General features: G+C 37.3%; 25 protein-coding genes. 11 read left to right on the top strand and 14 right to left on the bottom strand.

Annotated elements, in window-relative coordinates:
- Positions 1-283: 283 nt before the first annotated feature.
- The 4 genes from AC0L7T_RS13235 (at position 284) to AC0L7T_RS13220 (ending at position 4,366) form a co-directional block, all read left to right on the top strand.
- Positions 284-1,570: a DUF4270 family protein gene (locus AC0L7T_RS13235; RefSeq protein ID WP_473343136.1), complete on the top strand. Its 1,287-nt coding sequence runs from the start codon at positions 284-286 to the stop codon at positions 1,568-1,570.
- A gap of 6 nt (positions 1,571-1,576) precedes the next feature.
- Positions 1,577-2,557: a Kelch repeat-containing protein gene (locus AC0L7T_RS13230; protein WP_473343135.1), complete on the top strand. Its 981-nt coding sequence runs from the start codon at positions 1,577-1,579 to the stop codon at positions 2,555-2,557.
- Between the two features lie 385 nt (positions 2,558-2,942).
- Complete coding sequence (locus tag AC0L7T_RS13225) at positions 2,943-3,626, top strand: sensor histidine kinase (protein WP_473343134.1); 684 nt, start codon at positions 2,943-2,945, stop codon at positions 3,624-3,626.
- Complete coding sequence (locus AC0L7T_RS13220; RefSeq protein WP_473343133.1) at positions 3,623-4,366, top strand: LytR/AlgR family response regulator transcription factor; 744 nt, start codon at positions 3,623-3,625, stop codon at positions 4,364-4,366. The genes AC0L7T_RS13225 and AC0L7T_RS13220 overlap by 4 nt, the downstream gene beginning before the upstream one ends.
- Positions 4,367-5,131: 765 nt before the next feature.
- Here the strand turns inward: AC0L7T_RS13220 and AC0L7T_RS13215 are convergent.
- Positions 5,132-5,371: a hypothetical protein gene (locus AC0L7T_RS13215; RefSeq protein WP_473343132.1), complete on the bottom strand. Its 240-nt coding sequence runs from the start codon at positions 5,369-5,371 to the stop codon at positions 5,132-5,134.
- 758 nt (positions 5,372-6,129) lie between these two features.
- On the opposite strand from AC0L7T_RS13215, the gene AC0L7T_RS13210 reads away from it, so the two are divergent.
- Together AC0L7T_RS13210 and AC0L7T_RS13205 are read left to right on the top strand one after the other, a co-directional pair.
- Positions 6,130-7,125 (top strand): hypothetical protein, encoded by a 996-nt coding sequence (locus AC0L7T_RS13210; protein WP_473343131.1) that lies wholly within the window; start codon positions 6,130-6,132, stop codon positions 7,123-7,125.
- A 155-nt stretch (positions 7,126-7,280) separates the two neighbouring features.
- Positions 7,281-7,748 carry an outer membrane beta-barrel protein gene (locus AC0L7T_RS13205; protein ID WP_473343130.1) on the top strand — a complete coding sequence of 156 codons (468 nt, stop codon included), beginning with the start codon at positions 7,281-7,283 and terminating at the stop codon, positions 7,746-7,748.
- 252 nt (positions 7,749-8,000) lie between these two features.
- Here the strand turns inward: AC0L7T_RS13205 and AC0L7T_RS13200 are convergent, their stop codons facing one another.
- The 4 genes from AC0L7T_RS13200 to AC0L7T_RS13185 form a co-directional block, all read right to left on the bottom strand.
- Positions 8,001-8,699, bottom strand: coding sequence for a hypothetical protein (locus tag AC0L7T_RS13200; protein WP_473343129.1), 699 nt, complete (start codon positions 8,697-8,699; stop codon positions 8,001-8,003).
- A gap of 370 nt (positions 8,700-9,069) precedes the next feature.
- Positions 9,070-9,654 carry a hypothetical protein gene (locus tag AC0L7T_RS13195; RefSeq protein WP_473343128.1) on the bottom strand — a complete coding sequence of 195 codons (585 nt, stop codon included), beginning with the start codon at positions 9,652-9,654 and terminating at the stop codon, positions 9,070-9,072.
- A gap of 44 nt (positions 9,655-9,698) precedes the next feature.
- Positions 9,699-11,117 carry a phytoene desaturase family protein gene (locus AC0L7T_RS13190; protein ID WP_473343127.1) on the bottom strand — a complete coding sequence of 473 codons (1,419 nt, stop codon included), beginning with the start codon at positions 11,115-11,117 and terminating at the stop codon, positions 9,699-9,701.
- 247 nt (positions 11,118-11,364) lie between these two features.
- The gene (locus AC0L7T_RS13185; RefSeq protein ID WP_473343126.1) at positions 11,365-11,538 is read right to left on the bottom strand and encodes a hypothetical protein; all 174 of its coding nucleotides are present in this window, start codon (positions 11,536-11,538) and stop codon (positions 11,365-11,367) included.
- A gap of 264 nt (positions 11,539-11,802) precedes the next feature.
- On the opposite strand from AC0L7T_RS13185, the gene AC0L7T_RS13180 reads away from it, so the two are divergent.
- Positions 11,803-12,960, top strand: coding sequence for a DUF4221 family protein (locus AC0L7T_RS13180; protein WP_473343125.1), 1,158 nt, complete (start codon positions 11,803-11,805; stop codon positions 12,958-12,960).
- A 445-nt stretch (positions 12,961-13,405) separates the two neighbouring features.
- On the opposite strand, the gene AC0L7T_RS13175 is transcribed toward AC0L7T_RS13180, so the two are convergent.
- Positions 13,406-13,600 carry a hypothetical protein gene (locus tag AC0L7T_RS13175; protein ID WP_473343124.1) on the bottom strand — a complete coding sequence of 65 codons (195 nt, stop codon included), beginning with the start codon at positions 13,598-13,600 and terminating at the stop codon, positions 13,406-13,408.
- Positions 13,601-14,100: 500 nt separating this feature from the next.
- Here AC0L7T_RS13175 and AC0L7T_RS13170 point away from each other — a divergent pair, with 500 nt between their 5' ends.
- Complete coding sequence (locus AC0L7T_RS13170; protein WP_473343123.1) at positions 14,101-14,346, top strand: hypothetical protein; 246 nt, start codon at positions 14,101-14,103, stop codon at positions 14,344-14,346.
- A gap of 21 nt (positions 14,347-14,367) precedes the next feature.
- On the opposite strand, the gene AC0L7T_RS13165 is transcribed toward AC0L7T_RS13170, so the two are convergent.
- The 5 genes from AC0L7T_RS13165 to AC0L7T_RS13145 all read right to left on the bottom strand — a co-directional run bounded on the left by AC0L7T_RS13165 (position 14,368) and on the right by AC0L7T_RS13145 (position 20,643).
- The gene (locus tag AC0L7T_RS13165) at positions 14,368-16,638 is read right to left on the bottom strand and encodes a xanthine dehydrogenase family protein molybdopterin-binding subunit (protein ID WP_473343122.1); all 2,271 of its coding nucleotides are present in this window, start codon (positions 16,636-16,638) and stop codon (positions 14,368-14,370) included.
- Between the two features lie 12 nt (positions 16,639-16,650).
- Positions 16,651-17,109, bottom strand: coding sequence for a (2Fe-2S)-binding protein (locus AC0L7T_RS13160; protein ID WP_473343121.1), 459 nt, complete (start codon positions 17,107-17,109; stop codon positions 16,651-16,653).
- A gap of 108 nt (positions 17,110-17,217) precedes the next feature.
- Positions 17,218-19,458 (bottom strand): xanthine dehydrogenase family protein molybdopterin-binding subunit, encoded by a 2,241-nt coding sequence (locus tag AC0L7T_RS13155; RefSeq protein WP_473343120.1) that lies wholly within the window; start codon positions 19,456-19,458, stop codon positions 17,218-17,220.
- Between the two features lie 269 nt (positions 19,459-19,727).
- The gene (locus AC0L7T_RS13150; RefSeq protein WP_473343119.1) at positions 19,728-20,174 is read right to left on the bottom strand and encodes a nuclear transport factor 2 family protein; all 447 of its coding nucleotides are present in this window, start codon (positions 20,172-20,174) and stop codon (positions 19,728-19,730) included.
- A 19-nt stretch (positions 20,175-20,193) separates the two neighbouring features.
- Positions 20,194-20,643 carry a nuclear transport factor 2 family protein gene (locus AC0L7T_RS13145; protein ID WP_473343118.1) on the bottom strand — a complete coding sequence of 150 codons (450 nt, stop codon included), beginning with the start codon at positions 20,641-20,643 and terminating at the stop codon, positions 20,194-20,196.
- Positions 20,644-20,933: 290 nt separating this feature from the next.
- Here AC0L7T_RS13145 and AC0L7T_RS13140 point away from each other — a divergent pair, with 290 nt between their 5' ends.
- Together AC0L7T_RS13140 and AC0L7T_RS13135 are read left to right on the top strand one after the other, a co-directional pair.
- Positions 20,934-21,932 carry a sensor histidine kinase gene (locus AC0L7T_RS13140; protein WP_473343117.1) on the top strand — a complete coding sequence of 333 codons (999 nt, stop codon included), beginning with the start codon at positions 20,934-20,936 and terminating at the stop codon, positions 21,930-21,932.
- A complete protein-coding gene (locus AC0L7T_RS13135) occupies positions 21,929-22,633 on the top strand; it encodes a LytR/AlgR family response regulator transcription factor (RefSeq protein ID WP_473343116.1) in 705 nt (234 codons plus the stop codon). Before AC0L7T_RS13140 ends, AC0L7T_RS13135 begins: the two co-directional genes overlap by 4 nt.
- Before the next feature lie 32 nt (positions 22,634-22,665).
- Here the strand turns inward: AC0L7T_RS13135 and AC0L7T_RS13130 are convergent, their stop codons facing one another.
- On the bottom strand, positions 22,666-23,535 hold the full coding sequence (locus AC0L7T_RS13130) for a winged helix-turn-helix domain-containing protein (protein ID WP_473343115.1): 870 nt from the start codon (positions 23,533-23,535) through the stop codon (positions 22,666-22,668).
- Between the two features lie 125 nt (positions 23,536-23,660).
- On the opposite strand from AC0L7T_RS13130, the gene AC0L7T_RS13125 reads away from it, so the two are divergent.
- Entirely contained in the window at positions 23,661-24,719 is a 1,059-nt protein-coding gene (locus tag AC0L7T_RS13125; RefSeq protein ID WP_473343114.1) for a ligand-binding sensor domain-containing protein, read from the top strand.
- Positions 24,720-25,586: 867 nt separating this feature from the next.
- Here AC0L7T_RS13125 and AC0L7T_RS13120 read toward each other — a convergent pair.
- Together AC0L7T_RS13120 and AC0L7T_RS13115 are read right to left on the bottom strand one after the other, a co-directional pair.
- Complete coding sequence (locus tag AC0L7T_RS13120) at positions 25,587-25,928, bottom strand: type II toxin-antitoxin system HicB family antitoxin (protein ID WP_473343112.1); 342 nt, start codon at positions 25,926-25,928, stop codon at positions 25,587-25,589.
- A complete protein-coding gene (locus tag AC0L7T_RS13115; RefSeq protein ID WP_473343111.1) occupies positions 25,925-26,167 on the bottom strand; it encodes a type II toxin-antitoxin system HicA family toxin in 243 nt (80 codons plus the stop codon). Before AC0L7T_RS13115 ends, AC0L7T_RS13120 begins: the two co-directional genes overlap by 4 nt.
- Positions 26,168-26,479 lie beyond the last annotated feature (312 nt).

Here is a 26,479-nt window from a genome sequence, read left to right as displayed (position 1 = left end):
AAAGGAAATAACATATAGGCAAAGCGCTCGAATTGGAAAAACCATTTTTATTTTTTCCGAAAGCTATTCTTTCGATTCTGGAAATTCTCTTATAATAGATATAAGCTGAAAATGTATAGACGTAATCCTATTATTTACCTCTTAAGGCCAAAACAGTAACTTCAATTCCGGTTTTGTAGATCATAGAGAACAAAGGGCCTTTCGTCGACAACATTGGCTCCTAGGTCTATTATATCTGATTTTTCAGCGAAGATTGATTTGGTTTGGGGCAAAAATAATCTCTATGGATTCTAGTTTCACTTTAATCAAAAATTTTTGTTTCTCTGCTGTGGCCATTTTACTGACAGGATGTTTTGAAAATGACATACTTGTCCAGCCTGAAGTCATCAAAGACGATGAACAGCTGGAAGTGAGCTTAATTGAAAGCACGGAGATCTTACTGTACAACTATTATAAAGATAGTCTGGTAACAAATGGCAAGACAAATTTCATGGTTGGCTCCTATAAAGACAATATCAGAGGCGATGTAAACGCAGTTTCCTATCTGCAATTCGGCGCTGAAAGTGCTATTAGGATGAATGATGAGGCACAAATGGATTCGGTCGTCCTCGTTTTGTTCTATGAAAGTTTCCAATATGACACACTCCCTATTTTCGATTTAAACATCTACGAATTGCTCGAAAATCCAGAACCGGATGATTATTCTGCCATCTATAACTTCCAAACTTTTGACTATAGCTCAAGTCCCATGACAAGCAAACGGGTTCAAGCCTTGCCTCATAAGGATTCGCTTACCCTGACCTTGCCTTATCAATTTGGTCTTGAGCTATTTGAAAATTCAAAATCAAGTAGCTCAGTATTCAATTCTAATGAAGACCTGGAAGAACAATTCAAAGGTTTGGTCATTGAAGCTGTGGGAAATGGGCCTTTGTTATCCTTTTCCGAAACTTCTTATATAGGTTTTTATTACAGAGCTTCGGCCAACATCGACCAAACAAATGCTCAATTCAAAATTACCGTACAGAATGGTACCGAGCATTTTACAAATTTGAATGTAGACAAGTCTACTGGCCTATTGAGTGGATTTGCTTCTTATACAAATATTGATTCCGAGGAAACTTCCGGGACAGTAATGGTAGATCCGCTTTACGAATCAGGTATCAGGATTGAATTTCCCGAAATCCAGATGCTGAAAGAAATTTCCGAGAGCTTCTTTATTTCTTCGGCCGTACTTCACTTGCCAGTAAAACCAGGGACTTATAACAATTATTTCAACACCCCATCCTTTTCCATAGACGTTTATATGGTAGATAAAAACAACCAGATCATTGGCTCTTTAGGAACTGTGGGCATGACAGCTTTTGATGCTCAATTTCAGGAGAAAACCTATTATGAAATTCCAGTTAAAGATTTTATCGACTACCAGCTAGGAGCCAATTACGAAAATGGGAATGCCATATGGATTACATTACCTGTTAGCACAACACTCACCTCAAGGTATTTGGTATTATCTTCTCATTCTACACAACAAAAAATCAAATTAGATATTGTATTTCTTCCTTTAAATTAAATTATTATGAATAAAACACGTTTGTTAATAGGAGTTATTATTGGAGTTTTTTTCTTGGGAGGCTGTATCAGTGATGATGTGACTACCAGTGAAGGAAACTGGGTCCGTAGGTCCTATTTTGAAGGCAGCAACCGCTCCAATGCTGCATCTTTCTCAATTGGCGACAGGGCTTTTGTAATGGGAGGCTATACAGGAGAAGATTATTTAAATGATTTCTGGGAATACAATTCTGCAGGGGATTACTGGATCAAAAAATCGGATTTTCCTGGGCAAGCTCGAAGCAATGCAGTCGCATTCACCATTGATGGTAAAGGTTATGTTGGAACAGGATACGACGGAACAAACAAACTCAATGATTTTTGGGAATATGATCCTGAAAATGATTCATGGATGGAAGTGGCTTCCTTCGGTGGTACTGCCAGGTACAATGCAATAGGGTTTTCTCTTGTAGGAAAAGGATACATTGGAACTGGGTATGATGGAAGTGAGCAAAAGGATTTTTGGCAGTATGATCCTACCAGCAATTCCTGGTCTCAAATAATCTCTATGGGAGGGGCAAAACGTCAAAGTGCCATGGTTTTTGTTATAGGCGACATTGCTTATATTGGAACAGGAATTAACAATGGTTCTTATGAGTATGATTTCTGGGCCTTAGACGGCAATAGCATGGAATGGACCAGAAAAAATGACCTTGATTATGATGACGATTACAGCTTGGTTAGAAGTGAAGCAAGTGCTTTTTCTGTTGGCTCATTTGGCTATCTCGTAGCAGGTTCTCTTGGTTCGATTTTAGGAAGCACCTGGGAATACAACCCTGAAGATGACCTTTGGGAAGAAAAGACTCCACTTGAAGCAGTTTATAGAGCTGGGGCTTCCGCCTTCTCGGTTAATGGAAGAGCTTATGTTCTTTTGGGAAGAAGTTCCAGCTTAAGATTTGATGACATATATGAATTTCAGCCTTTTGTTTATTATGACGAGGAAGATTAAACCTTTCACAGCGATATAAATGTTGCATTTTGAAAAAAAAGTAATTCTAAAGACATTGGTTCATGTCTTGATACTGGGGGTAATTTTATCCCCAGTATTTTTTATTATCTCAAATAGAAACCAGGAATTACGAACAAATTTCTACCTGAGTATTTCCAATATTACCATTATTTTTTTCTATTTGGTCAATATTGTTTGGATGATTCCTCATCTGTTGTTCAAACAAAAGTATTCAAACTATGTACTCTTTCTAATTTCCTTTCTTGCACTGTTTATATTCCTCGAGTATACTTTTATGGATTTCATGCTCATGGGCGAAGGCCGTCCTACTCCCAGATTTCGAGGAGGGGATCGTAGAAAATTGTTTTTTTTAATACCTTCACTGATGAGATTCGTCCTTATGATGGTACTGGGAACAGCCATAGAACTTATTACCAAGCTTGATAAAGAGCAAAAAAGATATGATGAGTTGAAGCGACAGAAAATTGTCAAAGAGTTAAATTTTCTTAAAAGCCAGCTTAACCCTCACTTTTTATTCAATGCCTTAAATAACATTTATTCTCTTGCAAGTCGAAAATCTGAATACACCACCCCTTCCATTATGTTGCTTTCTAACATCCTCAGGTACGTTTTATATGAATCTGGGAAAGAAAAGGTGTTTATTCATCAAGAGATGGATTTCATAAAAAACTATGTAAATCTGGAAAAGCTCAAATTTTCGGATAACAACGCTCCGCAAATTAAGTGTTACTTTTCGTTTACAAATGAAAACTATACAGTAGAACCGCTCTTGTTTATTACCTTAATTGAGAATGCTTTTAAACACGGGATCAGTTACGTTACGCCTTCATTTATCCTTATTTCCTTTAAGGAAGACAAGGATGAAATATTCCTTTCGGTAATCAATAGTGTGGGCAAAAAAGACGAGCAAAACATCAATACCAATAAAGTGGGAATAGGCATCGAGAATCTAAAGAAAAGGTTGGAGTTTCTGTACCCAGGGAAACACAGCTTTAAGCAAATCTATGAAAACAGTACTTTTAAAGCTTTTCTAAAAATAAAGAAATGAAGATTAACTGTATTATCATTGATGATGAGGTTTTGGCACTGGATATATTGGAAGATTATATTTCCAGAATGCCAATGCTGGAACTTAAAGGCAGGTTTGACTCTCCCCTAAAAGCCATGGATTGCATTGTTCATGATGAAATCAAGTTGATGTTTTTGGATATTAATATGCCGGACATGAATGGTATTAAATTTTATGAAAGTCTTTCGAACAAACCCAAGGTCATCTTCACCACCGCCTACAGCGAATATGCAGTGAAAGGTTTTGAGATTAACGCCATTGATTATTTGCTAAAACCAATCAGTTTTAGTCGTTTCTTTCAGGCCGTAGGGAAAGTTATCCATATCCCAAATGTCCAGCCAAATGCCGTCCCACAAGCTGCTTATCAGGAAAGCCAGAGCGATGAATCGTCGAGGTTTATTTTTGTGAAAGTAGAACATTTTACGATTAAGGTCAGTCTTAAAGACATTGCCTATCTTCAAGGTTACAAAGATTATGTCAAAATATACCTCATTGGCAATGACAAGCCAATACTTACGCTTAATTCAATCAAACACTATGAAATGAGCCTCTTTTCCAAGGGTTTTATCCGCATTCACAAATCCTATATTGTATCTGTCAACCAAATAGAAATCATCAGCCGAAATAAAGTCAAATTGATAAATCAGGACCTACACATAACCATTGGCGGGAACTATCGGGATTTTTTCTACGAGCTGGTGGTGAATAAAAATATTTAGAGTAGTTGAAGGTTTTTTCCATTGCATGCCCCAACAAATAGGCTGTTGAGTAAGACGTGCCACTTTGGATTCTGATTGCGCTTTTTGAATCTTGAGTAAAATAGCCAATAGCCTAACCTATCTACCTTAAAGGACTTTAGTAACACCCGTTTTAATAAGGCCATTTGCCATTACCTTCCAAATGGCATTAGAAAACAGATTTAAAGGAAACTTAAAGCATAAAATTTTTATATAAAAATAGTTGCCATTAATTCGACTATTTCATTGGACAAGATGAACACCCTTCGCAGGAATAGATTGACCGATGGAGTATAATGGTACAGAAAGTTGGTGATTTAAATGATCCTGATGAAATCGATAAATATTTCTCGAAAAGGTGTTATCGTGAAGAAGTGGAACATTCATAATGCAAAGAACCAGCAGCTTTAATGACTGCTGGTTCTTCTATTTACTAACATAGGAAAATTATTTTATTCATTAAGACAGGTATCTGACGTAGGTTAACCGTTTAATTCACTAATAATTGAACATTGTTAAAGTTCCTATTTAGGAAATCCGTAGAAGCGCTATTTATTTACTTTTCCTTCAATGATCTTTTGAAACAAAAGCTTAGAAAAGGTCATTGCTACACCTAGAGGAATTTGATTTTAAAAGGAATTATTGAAATTATCAATAAAACAGACAATATTTAAAGGAAATTTTGCTGAACGTAATATAATTAAGGAATCCAAAAGCTCAAATGGAATGGGATAAACCAATCGGCTACTAATCCTTATCGTTTTCTTTTAACCAGGTAGTTATAAACCTTACTCCCTCATCCACAATCGCCTCATGGCTTCCCTCGTGCAAATTTAGCTCTATCCTTTCCGGCATTTTTAGTTTCTGATAATGCACTATTGATTTATCATATTCTTCCACAACCTGAGGCCAATGGGCTATTCCATCCTTCTTCCCATGCTGGATCATCAATGGCCTAGGAGCAATCAAAGTAGGCGTCAAGGACAAACCCCGCCACTTAGTATCATCTCGGTAAAAATTTAATGATCCGTTTTTTATAAATGACTGACTTATACTAAATCCAAATTATAGGATTAAGAGAACATCAGCTTTTTCTAAATAAGCTTCTCCCCTATTAAGAAAATACTTGATAACAATCAAAAAAGATAAATCCGAATAGACATATAAAAATATACAAGCGGTATTTAAAAATAAAACCTAAGCCCCATCACTTTTCATTTTATGCCCTGCGAGGGAGTTGCTAATCCCTTAAGACTTAAAGTTATGATTGCAAACTCACACCTGATTCCTTAATCTGCATCCTATTGTTATTGCTTTTTCAGGACAATAAAGTAAAAAAGATAGAACAACAACAAAGGGATTTATTTCTTTAATACTGTACTACTCTTGCATTTTGTCCAGAACATATTTGGTCAAAGACCGCAGTAATTAATATAAAATATAATTTTATGTTTTAATATTAAGAGGCATACTATGCGATTATATTTTTTAATATAAATGACTGTAAAAATTAAAAACTTTTATTAATACAGATCAAGATTTTTTTTTTACTGAACCACCAATATTGGTGAACAGATTGGAAATCCGATCCTTTAAATTTGGTTTAAGATCTATAAATCATTGACCAACATCTCAGAAGAAACCTTACCCTTAGGCCATACATCCGACTGAAAAGCATTGATTATTTAGATAAATTATTAAGGGTATTTGATTCGAACAAACCTTTCAACCAAAATAATAAAACTATGGAAACCTTAAATTTCATTCAAAAGTACCGGTTTATTAAAATTGAAAAACTGGTGAAATATTTTTTTCTATTTTATTTATTAATGTTCAGTATCGATTCAATGGGGCAAGACCAAGCTTCTAGCGAACCAAAGGTGGATTATCTCCAACGAATATATTTTTCGGGAGAAAATCATGAGGGGCTAATGTCTAATATAAATGAAACTATTGTTGAACTGAATGATAAAGCTCCTACTCCTTCTCTTGCCTCCCAATTTGCCTTTTTGATGGGGATACAAGAAAGGGCAGAAAAGGCTGGTAATGCCTGTGATGTATTGGATTTGCTCTCGGTTGGAATCTATGATATAGACAAGATTGAAGCAATTAAGGAAGGCGTTCAAATGCCTACAGAAAATGCCAAGGAAAATACAGTTGATGTATTGGATAATCTTAATAAAATAAGCGAAGCATCAAAGTCATTTAGTAGTACTACAAGTAATTTGACATGGTCCAGTTATTATTTAGCCAATAGCAGTAACTATTTGGGTTTAAGTAAAATTGCTGGAACGACACAAATGGTCAGTCAAATTGCTGGAGTGGCATCAGGAGCAGGGAAAATGGCGAAAAGCCTGGGAATTAAATTTAAGGGTAAAGACAAGCCTTGTAAAGGAGTACCCACTAAGGAAATTCAAATTGGTGAACATAAGGCTATAGCGATGGATGTAGACTTGTCCTCTTTCGAAAATGGTGAGAAGGAAGAGGATCAATTGACCACGGTAATCACCATTACCGACTTGGACTTTTCCTCATTTAGAACCTTAACGGACACATTGGACAATCATAAAGTGATTCGTTCCTTCGATAAAACATTTCAAGATTCAATGTCTACCATTACTGTTATCCATTTAGGAAGCACTGATGAATTAGCGAATTGGATTTATGATCGTTTCGACGATACCTTGAATCTTGTGGCACTTGAAGAAGGTAAAATTAGCTTGGCTTCTAAGGACGATTAAGAAAATAATCCGAATTAAAGCAAACGCTATTTTGCTAACAATCCTTTCCTTCCCCTATTCTAATACCCTCTATTAAACTTTTGAAAACCATCCTACAAAAAGGTTTTTAAATCATTCTTATGAAAATCTATTTTAACATTCAAATCAAAAAAACGATGAAAAAATTAATTTTATTAGCAGTGTTTGTATCAATTGCCACATTTTCACAAGCCCAAGAAACAGGTACTATCCGATTACAGGCAGGAGGCGATTATGGATTCGAAATCGAAACATTTGGTATAAACTTTGGAGGTGAATACTTCATAACTGAAAACATTTCCGCTGCACCAAACTACACGATTTATTTTCCTGACGGATTCAATTCCAGTTCATTGAATATTGACGCAAGGTATTATTTAACACTAGATGAACTTCAATGGTATGGAATGGTAGGGTATTCCAATTTTAGTATTTCTAGTAAATTTATGGATGTGAAATATTCTGATAGCAGTTCAGAGGTAAATATTGGCTTAGGAGGTGTCTTGAAAATTGCTGATAATGTAGCCTTAAACCCAGAATTAAAATACCAGACTATAGGCGATGGGCAATTTGTATTGAAACTCGGAATCGTTTATATATTATAGGTACTGCTAATAGGTTGCTATTCATGATTAACAAAAGCTTCATAAAGAAGCTTTTGTTTTTTTCATTCATTTGTCTATTGTGATGATGTAGTATCGCCAAAATAAAAATATAAACCAGTCAAATGTGACTGGTTTATATTGCGAGATTTTTTAGCCCACCACTTGGCGTAGCCAAATTATGGACTTGGGCCGAGTGATTTTGAAAATAAACCCAAATGTCTTCAACGAATTGTCCTTCGAAAATAGGTCAAATTATCCTTTCGTAAATAATCGTCTGGTTATTTTTTTGAAATACAAATGCACAGCGTTCGGTAAAAGCATGAGTATCGAAGGAATACAAACTACAAATAAAATAGTATGGGATGGAATTGGAATGGGTTTAGGATAATAACCGGAAATTATAACTACTGCTAAAATTAGAAAAGCCGTTAAAAACGCTTTTTTATTCCGAATAAAATAGTGTTGAAATTTTTCTGAAAGTTCAGATTTATTTTCAGAATAGAAATAAATTAAATAAGGTATAAAAATCAAGACATGTGATGTAAAGGGTATATTTAGCATTAACAGTACACCAAGGTGAAACAAAGCTGCTATTCCTATTGATCTCAAAAACAGGGCTGACCAGAATATTGTAAATATGAATCCCAATTCGAATACTAGGGTACTGTAATCTAGCATTTTATAAATAAACAAATTATTTATCTTTGCAAACATTTCATTTAAGTACAAGGGTTCTTGACCTGAATGAAATCTTCTTAAAATATACCCTGCGGTGGTAGAAAATGAAGGGTCTAACCATCCTCCTAATAGCTTTGGCAAACCTGCGGTAAAATAACCCCATCCCAGCAAAAACGAAAAATATGATAATGGCCATCCTTTCGGTTCAATTTTCGTGTTTTTATTCCTTAATGAATCTATTGATAGCGCCCCTCCCCAATTGGTAAAAGCCATAATTATTGGGAAAACAACTGGATAAATGTTATGATTAATTTTTCCGTAACTGTAAAGATATGTATAACCGAAAAGTAAAAATAATCCGAAAATGATAGATGATACCTTTGTTCGATAACCTACCAATACAGCAACAAAAGTTATTCTCAGAAACAAATCGAAAACCCACCAAAAATCAGCTGAATCAATGGGCCCAATGATTAAAGATAATCCTGGAGGCGGGTCAAAAAACACCAGCTCAAGATTTGATATCTCTATAAATTGGGGAATGCCATAAGTAAAAATCCCCAGGCAAAACAAAATTCTGGTAAGGCCCAATTGAAAAAAAGTAGGCTTCCATGTATTTTTAAGCCAACTGGTTATTTTTTCGTTAATTGATAGTATCATCCTCAAATTTAAATTCTTTGTGTCTTACAATTTCTCTATACTGAAAGCCATCCACTTGGTGGTAATATTCTTTGTACTCATTGACAATAAAGCCGGTTACCTCATTGGATTCAAATGGTTTCTTTTTATACATTAGTTTGGGTATTTCTATATCTGCTCCCCCAATCACGTCATTTGTTATCCACTTTTTTATTGTTTCACGGATTTTAACTCCACCTGGAATTGATGATATTATTCTTCCATTTGGTTTATTTGATTCATTAAGGTATGCTTTCGCTTGATTGAAAAAAATAAATTTCATATTACTCCTGTATTTAACTAAGTTTCCCGGATTGAAAAGCGCTATTAAATCTCCCCTCCATACCTCTTCTTCATCATTCAAATAGACAATTTCAAAGGTACTGGTAGCTAAAGTATCACTATCCATTCCACTTCCTTTAAAGGCAGGCATATTGAAACTTGGATATGGCTCTTTTGCTAATTTGGCAAATCCCATCGATATAAATAGGAAAATGACGGTTACATAGAAAACCAAAGTAATTTTATATTTCTTTAGGAAATTATACATCTTGTTTATTTTTTTCAAAAATAATAATTGTAATTCATTGAACCTTAAAATAAATCTTTAATTGCTCTATTTGCAGCATAATACCCGCCCATTCCATGAACTCCGCCTCCTGGTGGAGTCGATGCAGAGCAGATATAAATGTTTTTTGCTGAGGTTCTATAGGGAGAGATCCTAAGGGCAGGCCTGGTAAACAATTGGGACCAGTCTTGTACGCCAGAATTGATATCTCCTCCGATATAATTTGGGTTATAGTTTTCAATCTCCCTGGTATTGAAAGTATGCTTGCCTATAATGGTTTCTTTAAAACCTGGGGCGTATTTCTCGATTTGATTCTCGATTGCAGCAGACATGTCCACTTCAGAACCCGATGGTACATGACAATAAGCCCATGCGGTGTGATATCCATCTGGAGATCGTGATTTATCAAATAGGCTTTGTTGAGCCAATAGAACAAATGGGTTTTGACTGTATTTTCCTTCCCAGGTTAATTTTTCTGATTTTGAAATATCTTCAATCGTGCCTCCTAAATGGACTGTACCAGCTCCATTAAGTGCTGTTGATTTCCAGGGTATGGGTTGAGAAAGTGCAAAATCCATTTTAAACACCCCCATGCCATACCTGTAACGATTCAGTTGCCAACGATACAATTTGGAGAACTTGTCTCCAGCTATATTTAACAAGTTTTTTGGGCTCACGTCAAACATTACCAATTTCGCATCAGGAATTTGGTTGAAGTCAGCTATCATTTTCCCTTTTTCAATTTTACCGCCCAAGGCTATAAAATAATTCGCTAAAGAATCGGCCAGTGTTTGAGAGCCTCCTTTAATCATCGGCCAGCCACTATGATGACCAGCCGCCATCAAGACCATTGCAATAGCTGAAGTAGTGATATTGGTTAAGGGTTGGATGCCATGTGCTGCCATACCTGCCCAAAGTGCACGGGTACTGGTCTCTTTGAATTTTCTCGCAAGCAGGGTGGCAGGTTGAAGTGCATTGAGCCCAAATAGACCCAACTTTATCGGGTTATCAGGGATTTTTAATGGTGCTAAAAAATCCGATGACAAGGCATCCCAATGGTCCACAAGAGGATTTAATAAATCGATATAGGCTTTTCTATCACTGCCCAGTTGATCCGCGGTTTCAGATAAGGACCGATGCAAGGAAGCCACCCTCCCATCCGGTAGCGGATGTCCGGCCAACGTTTTAGGGTGAATGTATTCAAGGCCGTATTCAGCAAGGGGCAATGTCTTAAAAAAAGGGCCTGCAGCTGCCATAGGATGAATTGCAGAACAAACGTCATGGTGAAAACCAGGAAGTGTAAGCTCCATCGTTCGCATGCCACCACCAATTGTTTCCTTTCCTTCAATTAGAAGAACATTTAATCCATGTTTTTGTAAAACAATTGCCGCTGATAGTCCGTTTGGCCCCGATCCAACAACTACAGCATCATAAGTAGCGTCCATAGGTAGTTATTTATGGTAAAACTACTATAAATATTAGTTCAAAAAAAGAGTAATCACCACTATTCAATAACATATGCCCAAACAATCCATTTTTTTCTAGAATGCCTTTTTGAGGATACTAACCTAAATGAGAAATCTGTCATTTTCGAGGTTCTACCCTACATCAATTGGAATAAAAAAGTTCTCGTTCAGGTGATCCTAAAGTTGGTGTTTTTCTTGCCAGCAAAGATATAAAATAAGATTGAATCTACATTTTTGTTTGAAACCATTTAAATCCATAATAGCTCAAATAGAACCACACTATGGCAGCCCCAATTGAGGTATAAAAACCAACCTCCAAAGGATTAAAAGATCCATAAGAACCGAAGGTCATCAATAAAATTGCCATTCCCATACTACCTATGATAAATCGCTTTTTCAATTTCCCCTTTTTAAAGTGATCATTCTTACTTCAACTAATATAATGAAATTCTATTACGTTCTAAAACAAGGTAACAGCAAGCTGAAATCCCCACCATAAAAGGCAGCTAGAAGAATCCAATAGCTCAACTAAAAATTGAATTCAAATAATATATCGAGAAGGATTGGTGAATTCTTAACAACTACCCTATTCAAATTCAAACCTTAAACTGAAATTTTAGTCCTTAAAATTTGATTAATTGTAAGATTAGTTCAAATTAGAGACATGAAAAAATTCGGTTATTTATTTGTGGGTATTTTTCTATTGTATTCCTGCAATCAATCTTCTTCAACGTCTAAAAGCGTTGATGGCTTGGACATTGCTGTTGATACGGTCATGATAGCTACTGGCGATGATATTATTAACCTTAAATGGGGAATTTATCAGTCCGGTATTAGCCATGATAAAAAATACCTGTTCATTTCCGGTGGCACAAGTCCCTATTTGGAAAGGATAAATCTGGAAACATTGGCCTTTGAAGAAAAGATGATATTTGATGTTGAAGGGCCTAATGGATTTGGTGATTACGTTTATGCGGTAAGCTCAGATGTCAACAACAATTTGATTTTGACAAGTCATTATTCCACAAGCATTTTTAATTTTGATAAACAAAAACTGAAAAAGTACCTATTGATTGGGCGTAATTTTGAAGGAGAACAATTAATAAAAAGAGAACAATTTACCTCTAAAATCATCCCTTCAAAAGACTATAAAACAGCGTTTGGCTTGATTCAGAACCATGATACCGGAGAAATATTTTTTGCTCTTGTAAATGAAAAAACAGATATTTTAAGGAAAGTAAAACTAAATGGATTTGAGAAGGCAGAAGATTTTACAGTAAGACATCAGCAAGGAAGAGGTGCATCAATTTCTCCCCAAAATACAGAAATTGTTCAATTGGGAAATAAACTCGTGATCACAAATCCCGTATTCAGCAAAATTGCAGTATATGATTTAGTTGAGCAAAACTTAAAGTATTATCCCTGTCTACCGACATTAACGGCCTCAGAAAAAACCGGCACCTATATCAAAGATGTCAATTCAAGAGAAGAATTCTTGATTCGAAAAATAGAGATAGGGAAAGAAGTCACATTTTCACCTTTAATGACAGAGGCCACTACTAATAAGTATGTCAGAATTTCTACCATAGGCCTACCAAAATTAAATGACAAAGGCCTACCCGAAATGAATGACCACAAAGTATTTATCAGTATTCTTAATGATTCCTTTGAAGTAATCAAAGAAACTGAAGTTCCAGATGGTATCGGGAAGCTTTTTTCTAATTTCATACCGCAAAAGCCATTTTTAAAAGATGGCAAGATTTGGCTCTATTTAAATATAAATGATGAATTGGCTTTTGTCCGCCTGGATCTGGGTTTATAATAGTATAAAAGAAGTTTCTAATGAACGGATTAATCTCGGTGCTTCACCCAGGGTTTATTCTCGTAGGAATTACAAATGAGTACTGCCCGATTAAATAACCAAGGAATGGTTGATTTGAATGAGCATTCAATTTCATCAGACACTGTTCAAAATTTTAGACCATTCTAAACCAAGACGCTCATTAGTAATCCTTGGCTGATCAATCGTAATTATCCTTTCTGTGGCCGACTTTTCAGGCATCCACCAACAGTATTTCATGGTCAACGGCATATACTACCCTATAATCAGCTACCCTGATACGCCAGTTTCAGACCCACCCCGAAGCTTTTTGGCACCAACCTGCCTTGGATACTCTGATAGGGCCATTCAGGCCTTGATAAGTTTATTATTGACCCGTTTGGGCAATTTGAATACTTCTTTTGCGGCCGACTTGCTGACGGTTATCTCATAATTTATCCAGCTTTCCTTCTTCTTTCAAGGAACTGATCAACTCAGACAATGGTATTTTTTCCTCGTTTTTCCTTTGCTCTGCTACCAAATTATCATAAAAATCCTCCCACAGTTTACCGTGTTTTTTCAGGTCTATCGGGACAGCCACTTTCCTGTCATTCTCATCCGTCACGTAATTTAATCCTTTCATCAAATTAAATTTTATCCTTCTAAAGTCAACGATTTATTTATGTAATTGATTCACCCTAGCGGCGGGTGTTTCTATATCTGCCACTTTTTATTCCTAAAGGTCTTTTCTCTGTACCTCTCCTTTGTGCTCGAAAGTTGTCACTTCCTACGGCTAGGACATTACCTAGGTGGTTGGATAGTTCGTATTTCTTGCCTACCAGGGTTCGGTAGCCTGCTTTGGAGGATGCCGTCATCAGACCTAGGCGGGAAATGCCATCAATTCAATTTTTAAAGAACTTTTTTGGCCTAATTGACAATCCTAAAGATATTTTTTTTCTTTCAATCACAAAGGTTTCAATTGAAAAATAGAGATCGGTCTTCGAATCCCTTAAGAATAAAGGTGGTAAAAAAAATATTCCTTATTTGCGATCTGTAAATATTTTTTAATTGTGGTGGCATGAACATAGGTAAGGGAATTGCAAATTCCCATTGATAGGAAGGTGTAGATTAATCTACACCTGGTTGCCACTAGTCATTCTAAACCTAGCTGTGACTGTTTTCCAAATTCTCAACTACGAAGGAGACCTCACCAAAGAAGTTACTGTAAAAGACAAAAAAGGATTTGAGCAGCTCAATATGATTAACCAACTCGACGAGGAAGATAAAACCACCGTTTTCAAAATCATTCACACCATGCTCACCAAAAAGAATCTCAAAGACTTCTTTAATAAGAAGGTGGAAATATCTTTAATGGATAAATCTAATTAAATACATTATTATTACAATTAATTACATTCCAAAATTTTGTATTTGAATGATTTTTGGATAGAAAGGTTGTTCATAAAGCCTTTTCCCTGTCGCTTTGTAAAGGGAATTCCCCAATGCAGCAAATACCGGTGGAAATAAAGGCTCACCCAAACCAGTAGGGTCCTCATTATTTTCTACAAAGTAGACTTCAATATTTTTAGGTGCTTCGCTATGGCGGATCATTCGGTATTTATCAAAATTCCTTTTTGTTGGCGCCCCATTTTCAAAGGCCATTTCACCATAAAATGCATTCCCTATTCCATCTACAATTGCTCCTTCTCCCATATTGGCCGCAGCGTCCGGGTTAACTACTACCCCACAGTCAACAGCAGCAAAGACATTTTCAACGACAGGTTGATTGTCAACAATAGAAATATCAACCACCTCGGCCACATACGAATTATGACAGAAATAGGCAGATACACCACGGTGAATTCCGGGTGAAGGTTTCTCCCAATTGGATTTATCCCGAACTAGTTTCAAGACTCCTGCATATCGCATTGGATCATAATCATTATTATCACCCACAGGGTTGGTTGCTGCTTTTTCAAGCAGTTCAAGACGAAAATCAATGGGATCTTTATCCATCACTTCCGCAAGTTCATCCAGGAAACTTTGCTCAGCACCTGCAATAAAGTTGGACCTCGGTGCACGAAAAGCTCCTATAGTTATATTCGATTCAATTTGCCAACTTTCGGCAAGGTAGTTTTCGACAGCTCCGGCAGGAAATCTATTTGCATGCAATGGAGATTCAGGAATTCCTCCTGCCTTTACATAAAAGGCCAAAAGGTTATTTTCGTTATCCAATGCAGCCTTATAGGTCGCTGAATAGGTGGGTCGGTAAACCCCTGCACTCATGTCGTCTTCACGGGTATAGGTCATTTTTACAGGAGCCTGAATTTTTTGAGAAATTAATGCCGCCTCCACAAAATGATGACTATATGCCCTACGGCCAAAACCTCCACCCATTCTGGTCAGCTTTATTTGTATATTTTCCCGAGGAATCCCCAAGCTACTGGAAAGCGTTCCCATAATAAAATCCGGCGCTTGTGTAGGCCCGTAAATGACAGCCTTGTCACCTTTCACATCTGCAAAGGCATTCATTGGTTCCATGGTATTGTGTGCCAAAAAAGGAGCGGTATAAGTACGTTCAATCACTTTAGTCGCCCGCTTGAATGCACTTTCGGGATCCCCATCTTTTCTTCGAACCTGTCCCGGCTTAGCGTGGTAATCGGCCATATTCTTTTTATGAATACTGGAGCTTTCCAATCCTGCCGGAACCTTCACCTCAATATTTTCTCCACCTCTACCTGCCATAGGGAAAGTACTTGTAGGAGCGGGTTCCCATTCTGCTTTAATACTTTTTTTGGCTTGCATGACTTCCCAGGTTGAGTTGCCAACAATGGCTATAAGCTCTGGAAAGGTCGTGGTGTCGAAAAAATTTCTTGCATAATCATCTTTAAAAACCTCGATCTTAAAAGCATCCTGAATCCCCGGCAATGAGACCACAGAACTCCTGTCAAAATCCACTAGCTTCATCCCAAATGCAGGAGGATGCACAATGGCTGCATACTTCATACCAGCAACTTTATGGTCAATCGAAAAAATTGATTTGCCGGTTACAATCTTATCTCCATCAACATTCTTTTTGGATTTACCGATGATTTTGAAATCAGAAATTTCCTTTAATTTAACGGTTTCAGGATCCGGTGTATCCAGTGTTCCAGCCAATGAGGCCATTTCTCCATACCCCGCTCTCTTTCCAGAGGTTTTGTGTTCAACATTTCCGCGATTGGTAGTAATTTCACCTTCCGGCACATTCCAACTTTGGGCTGCAGCCTGCACAATCAGTTTTCTTGCAGTAGCTCCCGCAGTACGTAAAGGAATCCAACCCTGCCTTATCCCCTGACTCCCCCCTGTAAACTGCCTGTCAAACCTTTCAGGATAAAAATCTGCCTGTTCAACGGTGACCATTTTCCAATCTACATCCAACTCTTCAGCCAACAACATAGGTAAGGAAGTTTTTACATTGGAGCCAAATTCAGGGTTAGGGTTAAATAGAGTAACCACCCCATTGTCTCCAATTTTAATATAACTATTCAATTCAAACCATTCATCCGGCATGGTCAGCACATCTTCCGACTTTGGTTGACAACCCGCTAGCCAACTAAAACTAAGCATCATACCTCCTCCGGCCAAGGCAGAAACTTTCAGGAATGATCTTCTATCTAATTTATTATCTGTAAAAGCCATAATTCTAATAGTTTAAGCGTTTTGGGAGGCAGTTTTAATTGCAGCTCTAATTCTCGTATAGGTTCCACATCGGCATATATTACCATTCATGGCCTGGTTAATCTCTTCATCATTTGGACTAGGGTTCTTCTTCAAAAGGGCTGAAGCTGACATGATTTGCCCTGCTTGACAATATCCGCATTGTGGTACATCATGTTCCATCCATGCTTTTTGAACGGGATGGTCTCCTTTCTCAGAAAGCCCTTCAATGGTTGTAATCTCAGCCTCTTCAACGGAAGATACAGGTAATTGACAAGCCCTTACAGCATTTCCATCCATATGAATGGTACAGGCACCACATTGGGCAATACCACAGCCAAATTTAGTTCCTACCAGATCCAAATGATCTCTCAAAACCCAAAGCATTGGTGTATTTGGGTCTACTTCTACCTGATGCAATTTCCCGTTAATTTTAAGCTTGAATTGTGCCATTAGTCTATGTATTTGGTTCTAAATTAATGCTTTACAGCATTTAAATCAAATGGATATATTTTTTTTATCAACTTATACCTGAGTTCCTTCACATTATAAAAGCTGGTTTCAGCCATTCAATTGATTTATAAATGGTTGATCATAAAACCTCTTTCCTGTAGCCTTATACAAGGCATTGGCCACTGCTGCGAAAATAGGTGGATAGGCAGGCTCTCCTAAACCTGTAGGATCTTCGCCATTTTCTACAAAATAGGTGGCTATGGATTTGGGAGCTTCTTTTATTCGAATCATCCGGTATGTATCAAAATTGGATTTATTTATTACCCCATCCTCAATTCTTAGTTCCCCAAACATGGCTGTCCCAATTCCATCAATTACTGCCCCTTCACAAAGATTTCTTGCTGCATCTGGGTTTACAACAATTCCACAATCTATCACATTTGTCACCTTCTCAAAGTGAACTTCACCATTTGTTACCTTTAAATCAACTACCTGAGCAGCATAACTATTGTGGCAATAATAAGCTGAAACGCCTTGATGCACTCCTTCAGGGGCATTTCCCCAGTTTGCCTTTTTCTTCACCATTTCTAAAACCTTGGCATAACGTTCCGGATTGTAATCGTTATTTTCACCCACAGGGTTTTCCTTTGCCCTTTGTAACAATTTCAATCGAAACGCTATAGGGTCCTGCCCCGATACTTCCGCGATTTCATCTAAAAATGATTGCTCCACGCAAGCCATAAAATTTGACCTGGGTGCACGAAAGGAACCGGTAGTAATATTTGAAGCTACTTCCCAACCTTCAGCTAAATAGTTGGGCACAGCTCCTGCGGGAAATCTATTGGCGTACAATGGATTTTCAGGTAAGCCGCCAGCATTGACATGAAAAGCTACCAATTCATTTTTGATGTTAAATCCTGCACGATAGGTAGCTTGGTAGCGGGACCGGTATACTCCTGCAGTCATTTCGTCTTCCCTGTTGTAAAGAAGTTTTATAGGCGCGCCTGTTTTTTGGGAAATCACTGCTGCTTCAATTAACCAATGGGCATAAGATCTGCGCCCATAGCCCCCTCCAAGTCTTGTCATGGATATTTCGATATTTTCAATAGGGATCCCTAGCCTGTCTGCAAGTGCCTGTTCCGTTAATTCAGGCTTCTGTAAAGGCCCTGCACAAAACACCTTATCCCCTTGAACATGGGCAAAAAAATTCATAGGTTCCATACAGTTGTGAGCCAGAAATGGCCCGGAAAAACTTCGTTCAATTACCCTAGTAGCTTTTTCGAATTCTTTTTTAGGATCACCATCCATCCTTTGTTTCTGAGGGCTCATGGCGGCATGCCTCATTTTATGTTCCTGCTCGGCACTATTCTCCAATCCTTCAGGAACCACTCTTACTCCGGCTCTACCAAACATGTCACGTTTTTCTTCAAAACCTTTCTGAATTTCCCATGAAACTGTAACAGCTTTTTTGGCCTGTTGAACTTGCCAGGTACTATCTCCAACCACAGCAATAAGATCTGTAAATTGAACGGTGTCAAAGAAAGTTCTTTTATAATCATCCTGAAGGGATTTAATTGCAAATACGTCCTTTATTCCCGGCATTGCACGCGCTCGATTGGCGTCAAAAGATTTCAATTTCTTACCAATGGCCGGCGGATGAATAATCATCGCATAAAGCATTCCCGGTTTTTTGAAATCTATGCCGAAAAGTGGTTTTCCTGTTATAATTTTATGTAGATCAACGTTCTTTTTAGAAGTTCCAATAATTCTAAAATCCTGGACTTCCTTTAATTTAACGTCTTCCGGTATGGGTAAAGTGGCTGCCAATGCGGCTAAACTCCCATAGTCTGCTTTTCTTTTTCCTGAAATATCCAATACAAAACCGGAAGCTGTTTTAATTTCACTATCAGGAATATCCCAGGTTTTTGCAGCTGCTAAGATTAACATCCGGCGTGCAGTGGCTCCTGCCGTTCGCAAGGCTTTCCAACCGGTACGAATAGCCTGGCTTCCCCCAATAAATTGCCGTGTAAAATTGTCCGTATCTAAAGGGGCTTGTTCTACAATAACTTTGTTCCAATCGACATCAAGCTCATCGGCTATAATCATCGGCATGGAGGTTTTAACATTTTGTCCACCTTCGGGATTGGGAGACATCAAAGTGATACTTCCATTTTCCCCGATTCGAATGTAACCATTCAACCTGAACCAGTTTTTTGGCACACCTAAGCTTTCTTCCTCTTTAGGTTCACAGCTGACAATCCAGCCAAAATTCAAAGCCATCCCTCCTCCGGCTATAGCCGAAACTTTCAGAAATGACCTTCTATTGAAGTTGCTGGCAGGCCTAGACATGTCTTTTTATTTTATAGGTAATATAAATAATTAAGTTACTCATTATCAGTCCTAAAAACTAACATTCGGATGATTTTCTCGTGGGATTATTGTTCATAAAATGAAGAAACAGAAGTGAATTTCTGTAGGCTTTCCAACCATTTATTTACTGCTTGTCTTACCTCCTTTTTTTTTCACCTTCCATAACATATAAAATACCATCACGCTCTATACCCCAGTGGAGAAGCCTTTCAATACATGGCTGTTTTGGCAATGCCTTTTTACAGTTTTTAGCGGTTGCCGGCTATCATCAATTTGGTAAAAGAGAGGGCAGCCAACTTCCAGCCATCTGCTTTTTTTATATATACCTCAGTGACTTCAAACGGGTTGGTAACTTCATTCCCTCCCACCTCTGCAGTCAAAGTGATACGATTCAGCAAAATGGCCGTATCGTTTATTAACGCTACAGAAACCTCATGTATATCGGCGTTTTTATACCAAATACCACCACTACGAATAATATTCACTTCACGCTCCTTTCCCCAAGAACCTCCCATATGGACAAATACCGCTTTATCGTCAAAGAGTTCAACCAATTTTTCAACCTCCTTCTCTGCCATCCACTGCCATTTGTTTTTAGAAAGTTCAAGGATTTCTTGTTTCGTTTTTTCCTCTTGTCCAATAGCAAATTGTGAGATCGGTAAGAGGGTCAATACAATAAAAATCGTCTTTCTCATTGCTATAATGTTGAAGGGTTTAATGTTCAATTTCATGAGTATCCCTAACACTGCTAAAGGTGAAAACCAGCATTTTCCAGTCCTCTCCCTGTTTTTGATAAACTTCTGTTACTGTAAATTCATTTTCAACATCATTGCCTCTTACAAAAGCGGTCAAGGTGATTCTGTTCCATACTACTGCAATGTTGCCTGAAAGCTCTACCACTGAATCATGAACCTCAGCATTTTTATACCAGATGCTTCCCGTTTCAATAATCTCCAATTCACGATCTTTTTTCCAGCTTCCACTCATATGGACAAACCTAGCCTTATCGTCAAAGAGATCTTCCAGTTTCGACACCTCCTTTTCAGCCATCCATTGCCACTTGTCCATAGAGAGTTTTTTTATTTCCTGCTCTATGGCAGATTGAGCAAAAGTGATGGAATTGCATATAAAAATAAGACCAAACAGGCATAAGTACTTTTTCATTTAAATCTGGGTTTTGATAATTAATTTTTTATTCCTGGAAATAATAAAAGCCATTCATTCATTACGAATAGACAAAAAAATTTCTAAATATTTAACCCAATTCAATAGAATGCATGGTTCTCTCATCCGAATGTCAAATTTGATCTACGAATGAATAGGGCTTCTATTAAAGCATGGTCGGGAGGTGTGGGCATTACCACTTATTGGATTAAAAACACCTACTGTAGATCAGTACTGTCCTTTGGATGATTGCTATAAAATTGTGTTATTTAAAAAGCTATATTTCCACAATGAAAAATAATTTTATTTCTCGACCAGCCTTCTATGTGCTGCATGTCTTTTTTTGGCTATGCTATGGGACGATTCTGTACGCCTCCTTAGGCAATTGGATCAATTCTTCTCGGGAAATTTCGAGAGCGGTAGTTTCTGATGTCTTAACTTCCTCGGCCATTGCCTATTTGAATTATTACCTTTTGCTACCGAAACTTTATAAAAAAGGGAAATATACCGCTTACATTTTGGCTTCCATTGCGGTGGTCGTTACCATAGTCTTACTGAGGGTAAACCTGTTAGGAATGACCCACAGGTCTGTAACCTATACCTACTTTATTCGATCAGTACCTGCCTTTGGCTTTTACCTTATCACCACCGTCATTTGGTTTTTTGCCAATATGATATCAGCGCAGCGAAATGAAATTGAACTTAGAAACAGTCAATTGGCAACTGAGTTGAAGTTCCTGAAACTTCAATTAAGTCCACATTTTCTTTTCAACACCTTGAATAATATTTATTCTATGGCGTATTTCAAGGAAAACAACACCGCCCCTGCGATTATGAAACTCTCTGAAATGATGCGACATATGCTTTATGAAGACCAAGGGCGGTATGTTTCACTTTCCAGAGAAATCAAATTCATGGAAAATTTCATTGAATTATGGAAATTAAAGCTCGATGAAAAGCCACGGATAACGTTTAATTATGAAGGGGTATTGGAAAGGCATAGGGTTGCCCACTTGATTTTTTTGGTTTTCCTTGAGAACGCCTTTAAGCATGGCAACACCATTGACGGGAGGATAGCCATTAAGCTTAGTATAGATGCAGAAGACATCCTTCATTTTTACATTAGCAATGATGTAATTCTTGCCCGTAAAACAGCTGAGGAAGAAAGTGGGGTTGGCCTGCTGAATGTGAAGAAAAGGCTTAACCTTATTTATTCGGGAAAGCATGAGTTGAAATTAAATCAAAATAACAGCTCCTTTGAAATAAAATTAACCATAGACCTGAAATGAAATACCATATCCTTATCGTAGACGATGAGCCACCTGCTAGAAAATTACTTAAGGACTATGTTTCCAAGCTTGGTGATTTAGAATTGGTAGGTGTTTGCAACAACGGAGAAGATGCCTTGAGCGTGTTGAAGAAGCATCCTGTGGATATTCTATTATTGGACATCCGCATGCCATTGATGACAGGAATGGATTTGTTGGATGAACTTAGGGAAAAGCCATTAACGATCTTTGTAACAGCCTATGAAGAATATGCAGTTAAAGGTTATGAATTGGATGTGATTGATTACTTGATGAAACCAGTTTCATTTGAGCGTTTTAATAAAGCCATTGAAAAGGCCATCGAATACCTGTCCGTTCAGGTTACTTCCAAGCATGCCAAAGAAACACCAGACTATTTTTTCATAAAAACAGATACCCGCATTGTGAAAATTAGATATGAAGAGGTTCAAGCCATAGAAGCCCAAAGAGAATACATCAAAATCATTACTCCAACAAGAAAGGTTTTGTCTTTAATACCCCTTACAAATGTGGCAAATGGCTTACCGGAGGATTTTGTTCGCATCCATCGTTCATTTATTATCAATATGAGCCAAATTGATGAAGTTCAATCCAATGAAATCTTGATAGGTAAATCCTATTATCCCATCAGCAGGAATTACCGAGAAGCATTTTTCAAAAAACTGGAAGAAAGAAGGTTGTAATCATGTAGCATCAATATGTTTTCCGGCGCTTTTTAATTAACATGAAGTACATACCCCCTACCACGGATATTTTTAATTTGAACATTCGGGTCTTGCAATAGCTTTTTGCGAAGTTTGGAAACAAACATATCCAGGCTTCTGCCCACAAAGACCCCTTCATCTTCCCATATTTCTTTTAGCAGGTGATCTCTCTCAAGCATTTCGTTTGGGTGTAAGGCAAATAGAGTAAGCAACTTATTTTCTTTCTGGGAAAGTTGAATTTCCTCACTTCCGATCTTCAAAAGCTGTTTACTGTGATACAGTTCAAACTTCCCGATTCCCACGGATTGACTATTGTCCATGTTGTTACTCTTGCTGGGTTTAAGTGCATTTTTATTGTATAGCAACAAAAAGCCAAAGGCCAAAATCCCAAAGATAATAGGCACAGAAAAGTTAGATGCCCTCATTGGATTGTGTTCAAACCGGATTTTGATGCTATAGCAATCTTTTGGCTGCACACGGCCCTGACATGGAATTAGGGTTTTGTCTTTGTGACTGGACATTTGATAACTGTAAACAACCTGATTGTCTATGCATTCCACAACATTAACCAGATATTTGTCTTCAGCTTTTTTGCCCACCAAGCCTTCCCCCAAACCCTTATGAATGACTTTGACCAAACTGTCCGGGTCAAATTGGAAGGGGTTTTCAAATACAATAATATATTCACTCTCGCTGATTCTCTTGATTGGCAAAACCCTAGAAGTGCTATCCCCTGAGGCAAGCAAGATTTGGTGTCCCACATTTCTCAACCTGATTTCTCTGTTTTCTGCAAAATCATCTGACTTCCATGGCCACAAAACGACCATCACCAAAAGCATAGTGATCATCCCGATTCCGGCCGGTTGTATCAGTTTTTTCATTGTTCAAATATAAGGCTTAATAAAGGCCAAATGTCAATTTTACCCTGTTTTACAATCTTTTTACATTCTATTTACGATCTTGACTTTGGATAGCTTTAGGTTTGGACATGCTTAATAAATAAAAAATGAAAAAACACTTAAGATTATTTTCTTGGCTAATGCTGTTGGTTTTTATCGTCTCATGTAATGATCAAGTTAAAACTGACCAACCAAAAGACCATTCCAATTCCGAAAACCATCATTTAAACTCTTCCAAAGCGCCTAATTCTATCGTACGTAATATAGTACAGGATGACATAGGAAACATTTGGATGGCTACCTGGGAAGGGGTGTTTCGGTATGATGGAAAATCTTTTACCAATGTAACAAAGCAAGTAAGTTCAGCTCGCTTCTTTTCAGTTTTGGAAGACAGCAAAGGCAATATGTGGTTTGGAAGTATTGGATCAGGTGTATATTATTTTGATGGAAAAGACTTTCAACATTTCACAACCAAGGAAGGGCTTCCGAATAATGAGATTACCAGCATTTATGAGGACCAAGCAAATAATATCTGGTTGGGTACAAATGGGGGATTGAGCCGGTACGATGGAAAAACTTTTCAGAATTTTATGTTGACCAAAGATTCTATTGTTGAAGATAAAACAGGGAAAACAGTTCCGAATTTCACCCGCCCACCTAACGAGGTCAACTCCATCATTGAAGACAAAACGGGTATTTTTTGGTTTGCCACAAGGGGCAACACCTATCTTTATGACGGAAAAATATTTACCATTGTAAGCCATAAGGACAAGCCGTTTACCAATGTTCGATCTATAATCGAAGATAAAAAAGGCACTATCTGGCTAGGTGGAAATGATGGCCTATGGCGCTATGACCCTTCGACTTCGCTCAGGGCTGGTGGGGGTGAGTTTTCCAACATCAGCAAGAATTTTATTGGATACATTCACGAGGATAAAAAAGGCAATATCTGGACAAATTCAGAAACTAAAGAAGGACCTTGGGTACTTTCTCTTTATTATTCGCAGACCTTTTTAAATAAAACACCCGCTGCAACCGAAATAAACACCAAGGAAAGAAAGATGCTTTTTGGAATTTTAGAAGCCAATGATGGCAGTATTTGGTTCGGCTCTGATGGGGTGTATCGATACAATGGAAAAACCATAACCGATTTTAGAAGCAAATAGGCTGCACCCCACAAACGAATAGTTTTCAAAATACCCTTTTACCCATTCCAAGTGGCAATTGGAAGGGATGGATTCAATAGTGATCCACGGCTATCAAACCTTGCAATCCATCATAGTTTCTGATGGGTGTAAACATCTCTGATTTCCTATGCTCCATTCACCTATAGACTTAAGTGAAGCTTTGGCTCTTTCGGCCAAATCGTCTTCTTTGGTTACAAATAAGTCTTTATCTTGATCTAGTAATTGTTTGATCCTGAGTATAAGGTGACATTTTCGATAGTAGTAAAACGAGCTATAAGTCCAGATTTTTCACTTCTAAAATCCATAGCCTTTAGGTTAAGATTCTTAATTTATGGATTTTCTTTATCCAGTCGCTAAGTGACTAAGTCTACTTCGAATCTTTAGATTTACAAACGTTTCATTTTTTTCTCTACCATAAAGTAGACGTTTTTTTTGGTAAGTTAAGTTTCCACCTTAGAAGTATTTTATGCCTTTGTCAGCAGGATGTAGTTTATCATCCCTACCACCAGACAAACCCAAAACAGTCTTATAGACTGAATATTTATGGTTTGTTCTACCCTTCTATCCTTTCCAAGTGGCAACTGAAGGATAAATGAAATTACCAAAACAAAGAGGTGATTGGAAATCCATCTACTCAGCAATTGCTATAGACCTAGAACCTTCTTTAAAAAAAATATGTCTTTGAGTCACATTAAGGACTTCCGGACACACCTGTAAAAGAATAATAGTAAGCAACCGTTTTATTTGAATGAATTTTTCCTTGATAGTGATGAAAATCGCAGCTTTTATTCTGGTAGCAGGTTGGCTATTATGGTGATTTCTCAGAGGCTTGCAAGTTGTGTTTTACTATACTTTTTCTTTTGTTACTCGCGAACGTATGGATTCTGCAACAAAGTTGTTTAAAGACATTTTAGCTTCTCTTGCTAATAAAGCTGCTTTTTGATGTAATGAAGCTGAAATACGAACATTAAAGCTCCCTTTATAGGGTTTCTCCGGTGTTTTACCTGCTTCTTTACAATCAGCTAAATAAACATTTATCGCTTCTTTAAAATCATTTTCTAACTCTTGACCTGTTAAGCCTTCATAAGAAATTAAACCTTGAATACCGAGTACCTTTCCATAAAGTAAATTATCATCGTGGTTATACTCAATACTCCCTTTGTAACCTTTGTAATCTAAATACTTCATAATTCTAAAACCTCCTTTACTTGTTTTAATTGGTACGCTTTCATTATGCCACTTGGGTGCGGTTTGTGCAACATAATCGGTACACCCGATTCGTTTTCAAACTTAACCCTTGAACCACTGGTTTTACCCTTTTTTATTTCCTCAAAACCATAGTAACCTAAAAGCTTTACCATTTCATCGTAATGAAAATCTTTAGGTTGTGTAAGAAATCGTTCCAGTAGTTTTTCTTTCTTAGACATAAACACGAAGTAACTGTATTTAGTTGCTATTTCAAAGTTTTTTTTTTTAGAACAATAAATACTTGTTTACGTCTTCTTGAAAATTGTCTAAACCGTTATTAAATACGCTTCTGTATTGCTTACGTAATAATAACCAGCCATAAATTGTCCCCCTAGGTGTAGTTTATGACTTCGTAAACTGGGTGTAGGCTTGCAAAACACCTTTCTATTATTTTCAATTTGCAATTGGAATTGGACGGAATTACCAATGATCAACGATTATCAAACCTTCTAATTCAGCATAATTTCATCTGTTGATAATTGTTTTTAATG

The organism is Cyclobacterium sp. 10D3-21, assembly GCF_055809755.1.
The sequence above is the reverse complement of the archived record's forward strand: the minus strand, read 5'-3'. Positions and strand labels throughout refer to the sequence as shown.

Excerpts from the sequence above, each read along its gene's own strand:
- AC0L7T_RS13235 (WP_473343136.1), top strand. The coding sequence starts at position 284 with ATGGATTCTAGTTTCACTTTAATCAAAAATTTTTGTTTCTCTGCTGTG.
- AC0L7T_RS13230 (WP_473343135.1), top strand. The coding sequence starts at position 1,577 with ATGAATAAAACACGTTTGTTAATAGGAGTTATTATTGGAGTTTTTTTC.
- AC0L7T_RS13225 (WP_473343134.1), top strand. The coding sequence starts at position 2,943 with ATGAGATTCGTCCTTATGATGGTACTGGGAACAGCCATAGAACTTATT.
- AC0L7T_RS13220 (WP_473343133.1), top strand. The coding sequence starts at position 3,623 with ATGAAGATTAACTGTATTATCATTGATGATGAGGTTTTGGCACTGGAT.
- AC0L7T_RS13210 (WP_473343131.1), top strand. The coding sequence starts at position 6,130 with ATGGAAACCTTAAATTTCATTCAAAAGTACCGGTTTATTAAAATTGAA.
- AC0L7T_RS13205 (WP_473343130.1), top strand. The coding sequence starts at position 7,281 with ATGAAAAAATTAATTTTATTAGCAGTGTTTGTATCAATTGCCACATTT.
- AC0L7T_RS13200 (WP_473343129.1), bottom strand. The coding sequence starts at position 8,699 with ATGGCTTTTACCAATTGGGGAGGGGCGCTATCAATAGATTCATTAAGG.
- AC0L7T_RS13195 (WP_473343128.1), bottom strand. The coding sequence starts at position 9,654 with ATGTATAATTTCCTAAAGAAATATAAAATTACTTTGGTTTTCTATGTA.
- AC0L7T_RS13190 (WP_473343127.1), bottom strand. The coding sequence starts at position 11,117 with ATGGACGCTACTTATGATGCTGTAGTTGTTGGATCGGGGCCAAACGGA.
- AC0L7T_RS13180 (WP_473343125.1), top strand. The coding sequence starts at position 11,803 with ATGAAAAAATTCGGTTATTTATTTGTGGGTATTTTTCTATTGTATTCC.
- AC0L7T_RS13175 (WP_473343124.1), bottom strand. The coding sequence starts at position 13,600 with ATGAAAGGATTAAATTACGTGACGGATGAGAATGACAGGAAAGTGGCT.
- AC0L7T_RS13165 (WP_473343122.1), bottom strand. The coding sequence starts at position 16,638 with ATGGCTTTTACAGATAATAAATTAGATAGAAGATCATTCCTGAAAGTT.
- AC0L7T_RS13160 (WP_473343121.1), bottom strand. The coding sequence starts at position 17,109 with ATGGCACAATTCAAGCTTAAAATTAACGGGAAATTGCATCAGGTAGAA.
- AC0L7T_RS13155 (WP_473343120.1), bottom strand. The coding sequence starts at position 19,458 with ATGTCTAGGCCTGCCAGCAACTTCAATAGAAGGTCATTTCTGAAAGTT.
- AC0L7T_RS13150 (WP_473343119.1), bottom strand. The coding sequence starts at position 20,174 with ATGAGAAAGACGATTTTTATTGTATTGACCCTCTTACCGATCTCACAA.
- AC0L7T_RS13145 (WP_473343118.1), bottom strand. The coding sequence starts at position 20,643 with ATGAAAAAGTACTTATGCCTGTTTGGTCTTATTTTTATATGCAATTCC.
- AC0L7T_RS13140 (WP_473343117.1), top strand. The coding sequence starts at position 20,934 with ATGAAAAATAATTTTATTTCTCGACCAGCCTTCTATGTGCTGCATGTC.
- AC0L7T_RS13135 (WP_473343116.1), top strand. The coding sequence starts at position 21,929 with ATGAAATACCATATCCTTATCGTAGACGATGAGCCACCTGCTAGAAAA.
- AC0L7T_RS13130 (WP_473343115.1), bottom strand. The coding sequence starts at position 23,535 with ATGAAAAAACTGATACAACCGGCCGGAATCGGGATGATCACTATGCTT.
- AC0L7T_RS13125 (WP_473343114.1), top strand. The coding sequence starts at position 23,661 with ATGAAAAAACACTTAAGATTATTTTCTTGGCTAATGCTGTTGGTTTTT.
- AC0L7T_RS13120 (WP_473343112.1), bottom strand. The coding sequence starts at position 25,928 with ATGAAGTATTTAGATTACAAAGGTTACAAAGGGAGTATTGAGTATAAC.
- AC0L7T_RS13115 (WP_473343111.1), bottom strand. The coding sequence starts at position 26,167 with ATGTCTAAGAAAGAAAAACTACTGGAACGATTTCTTACACAACCTAAA.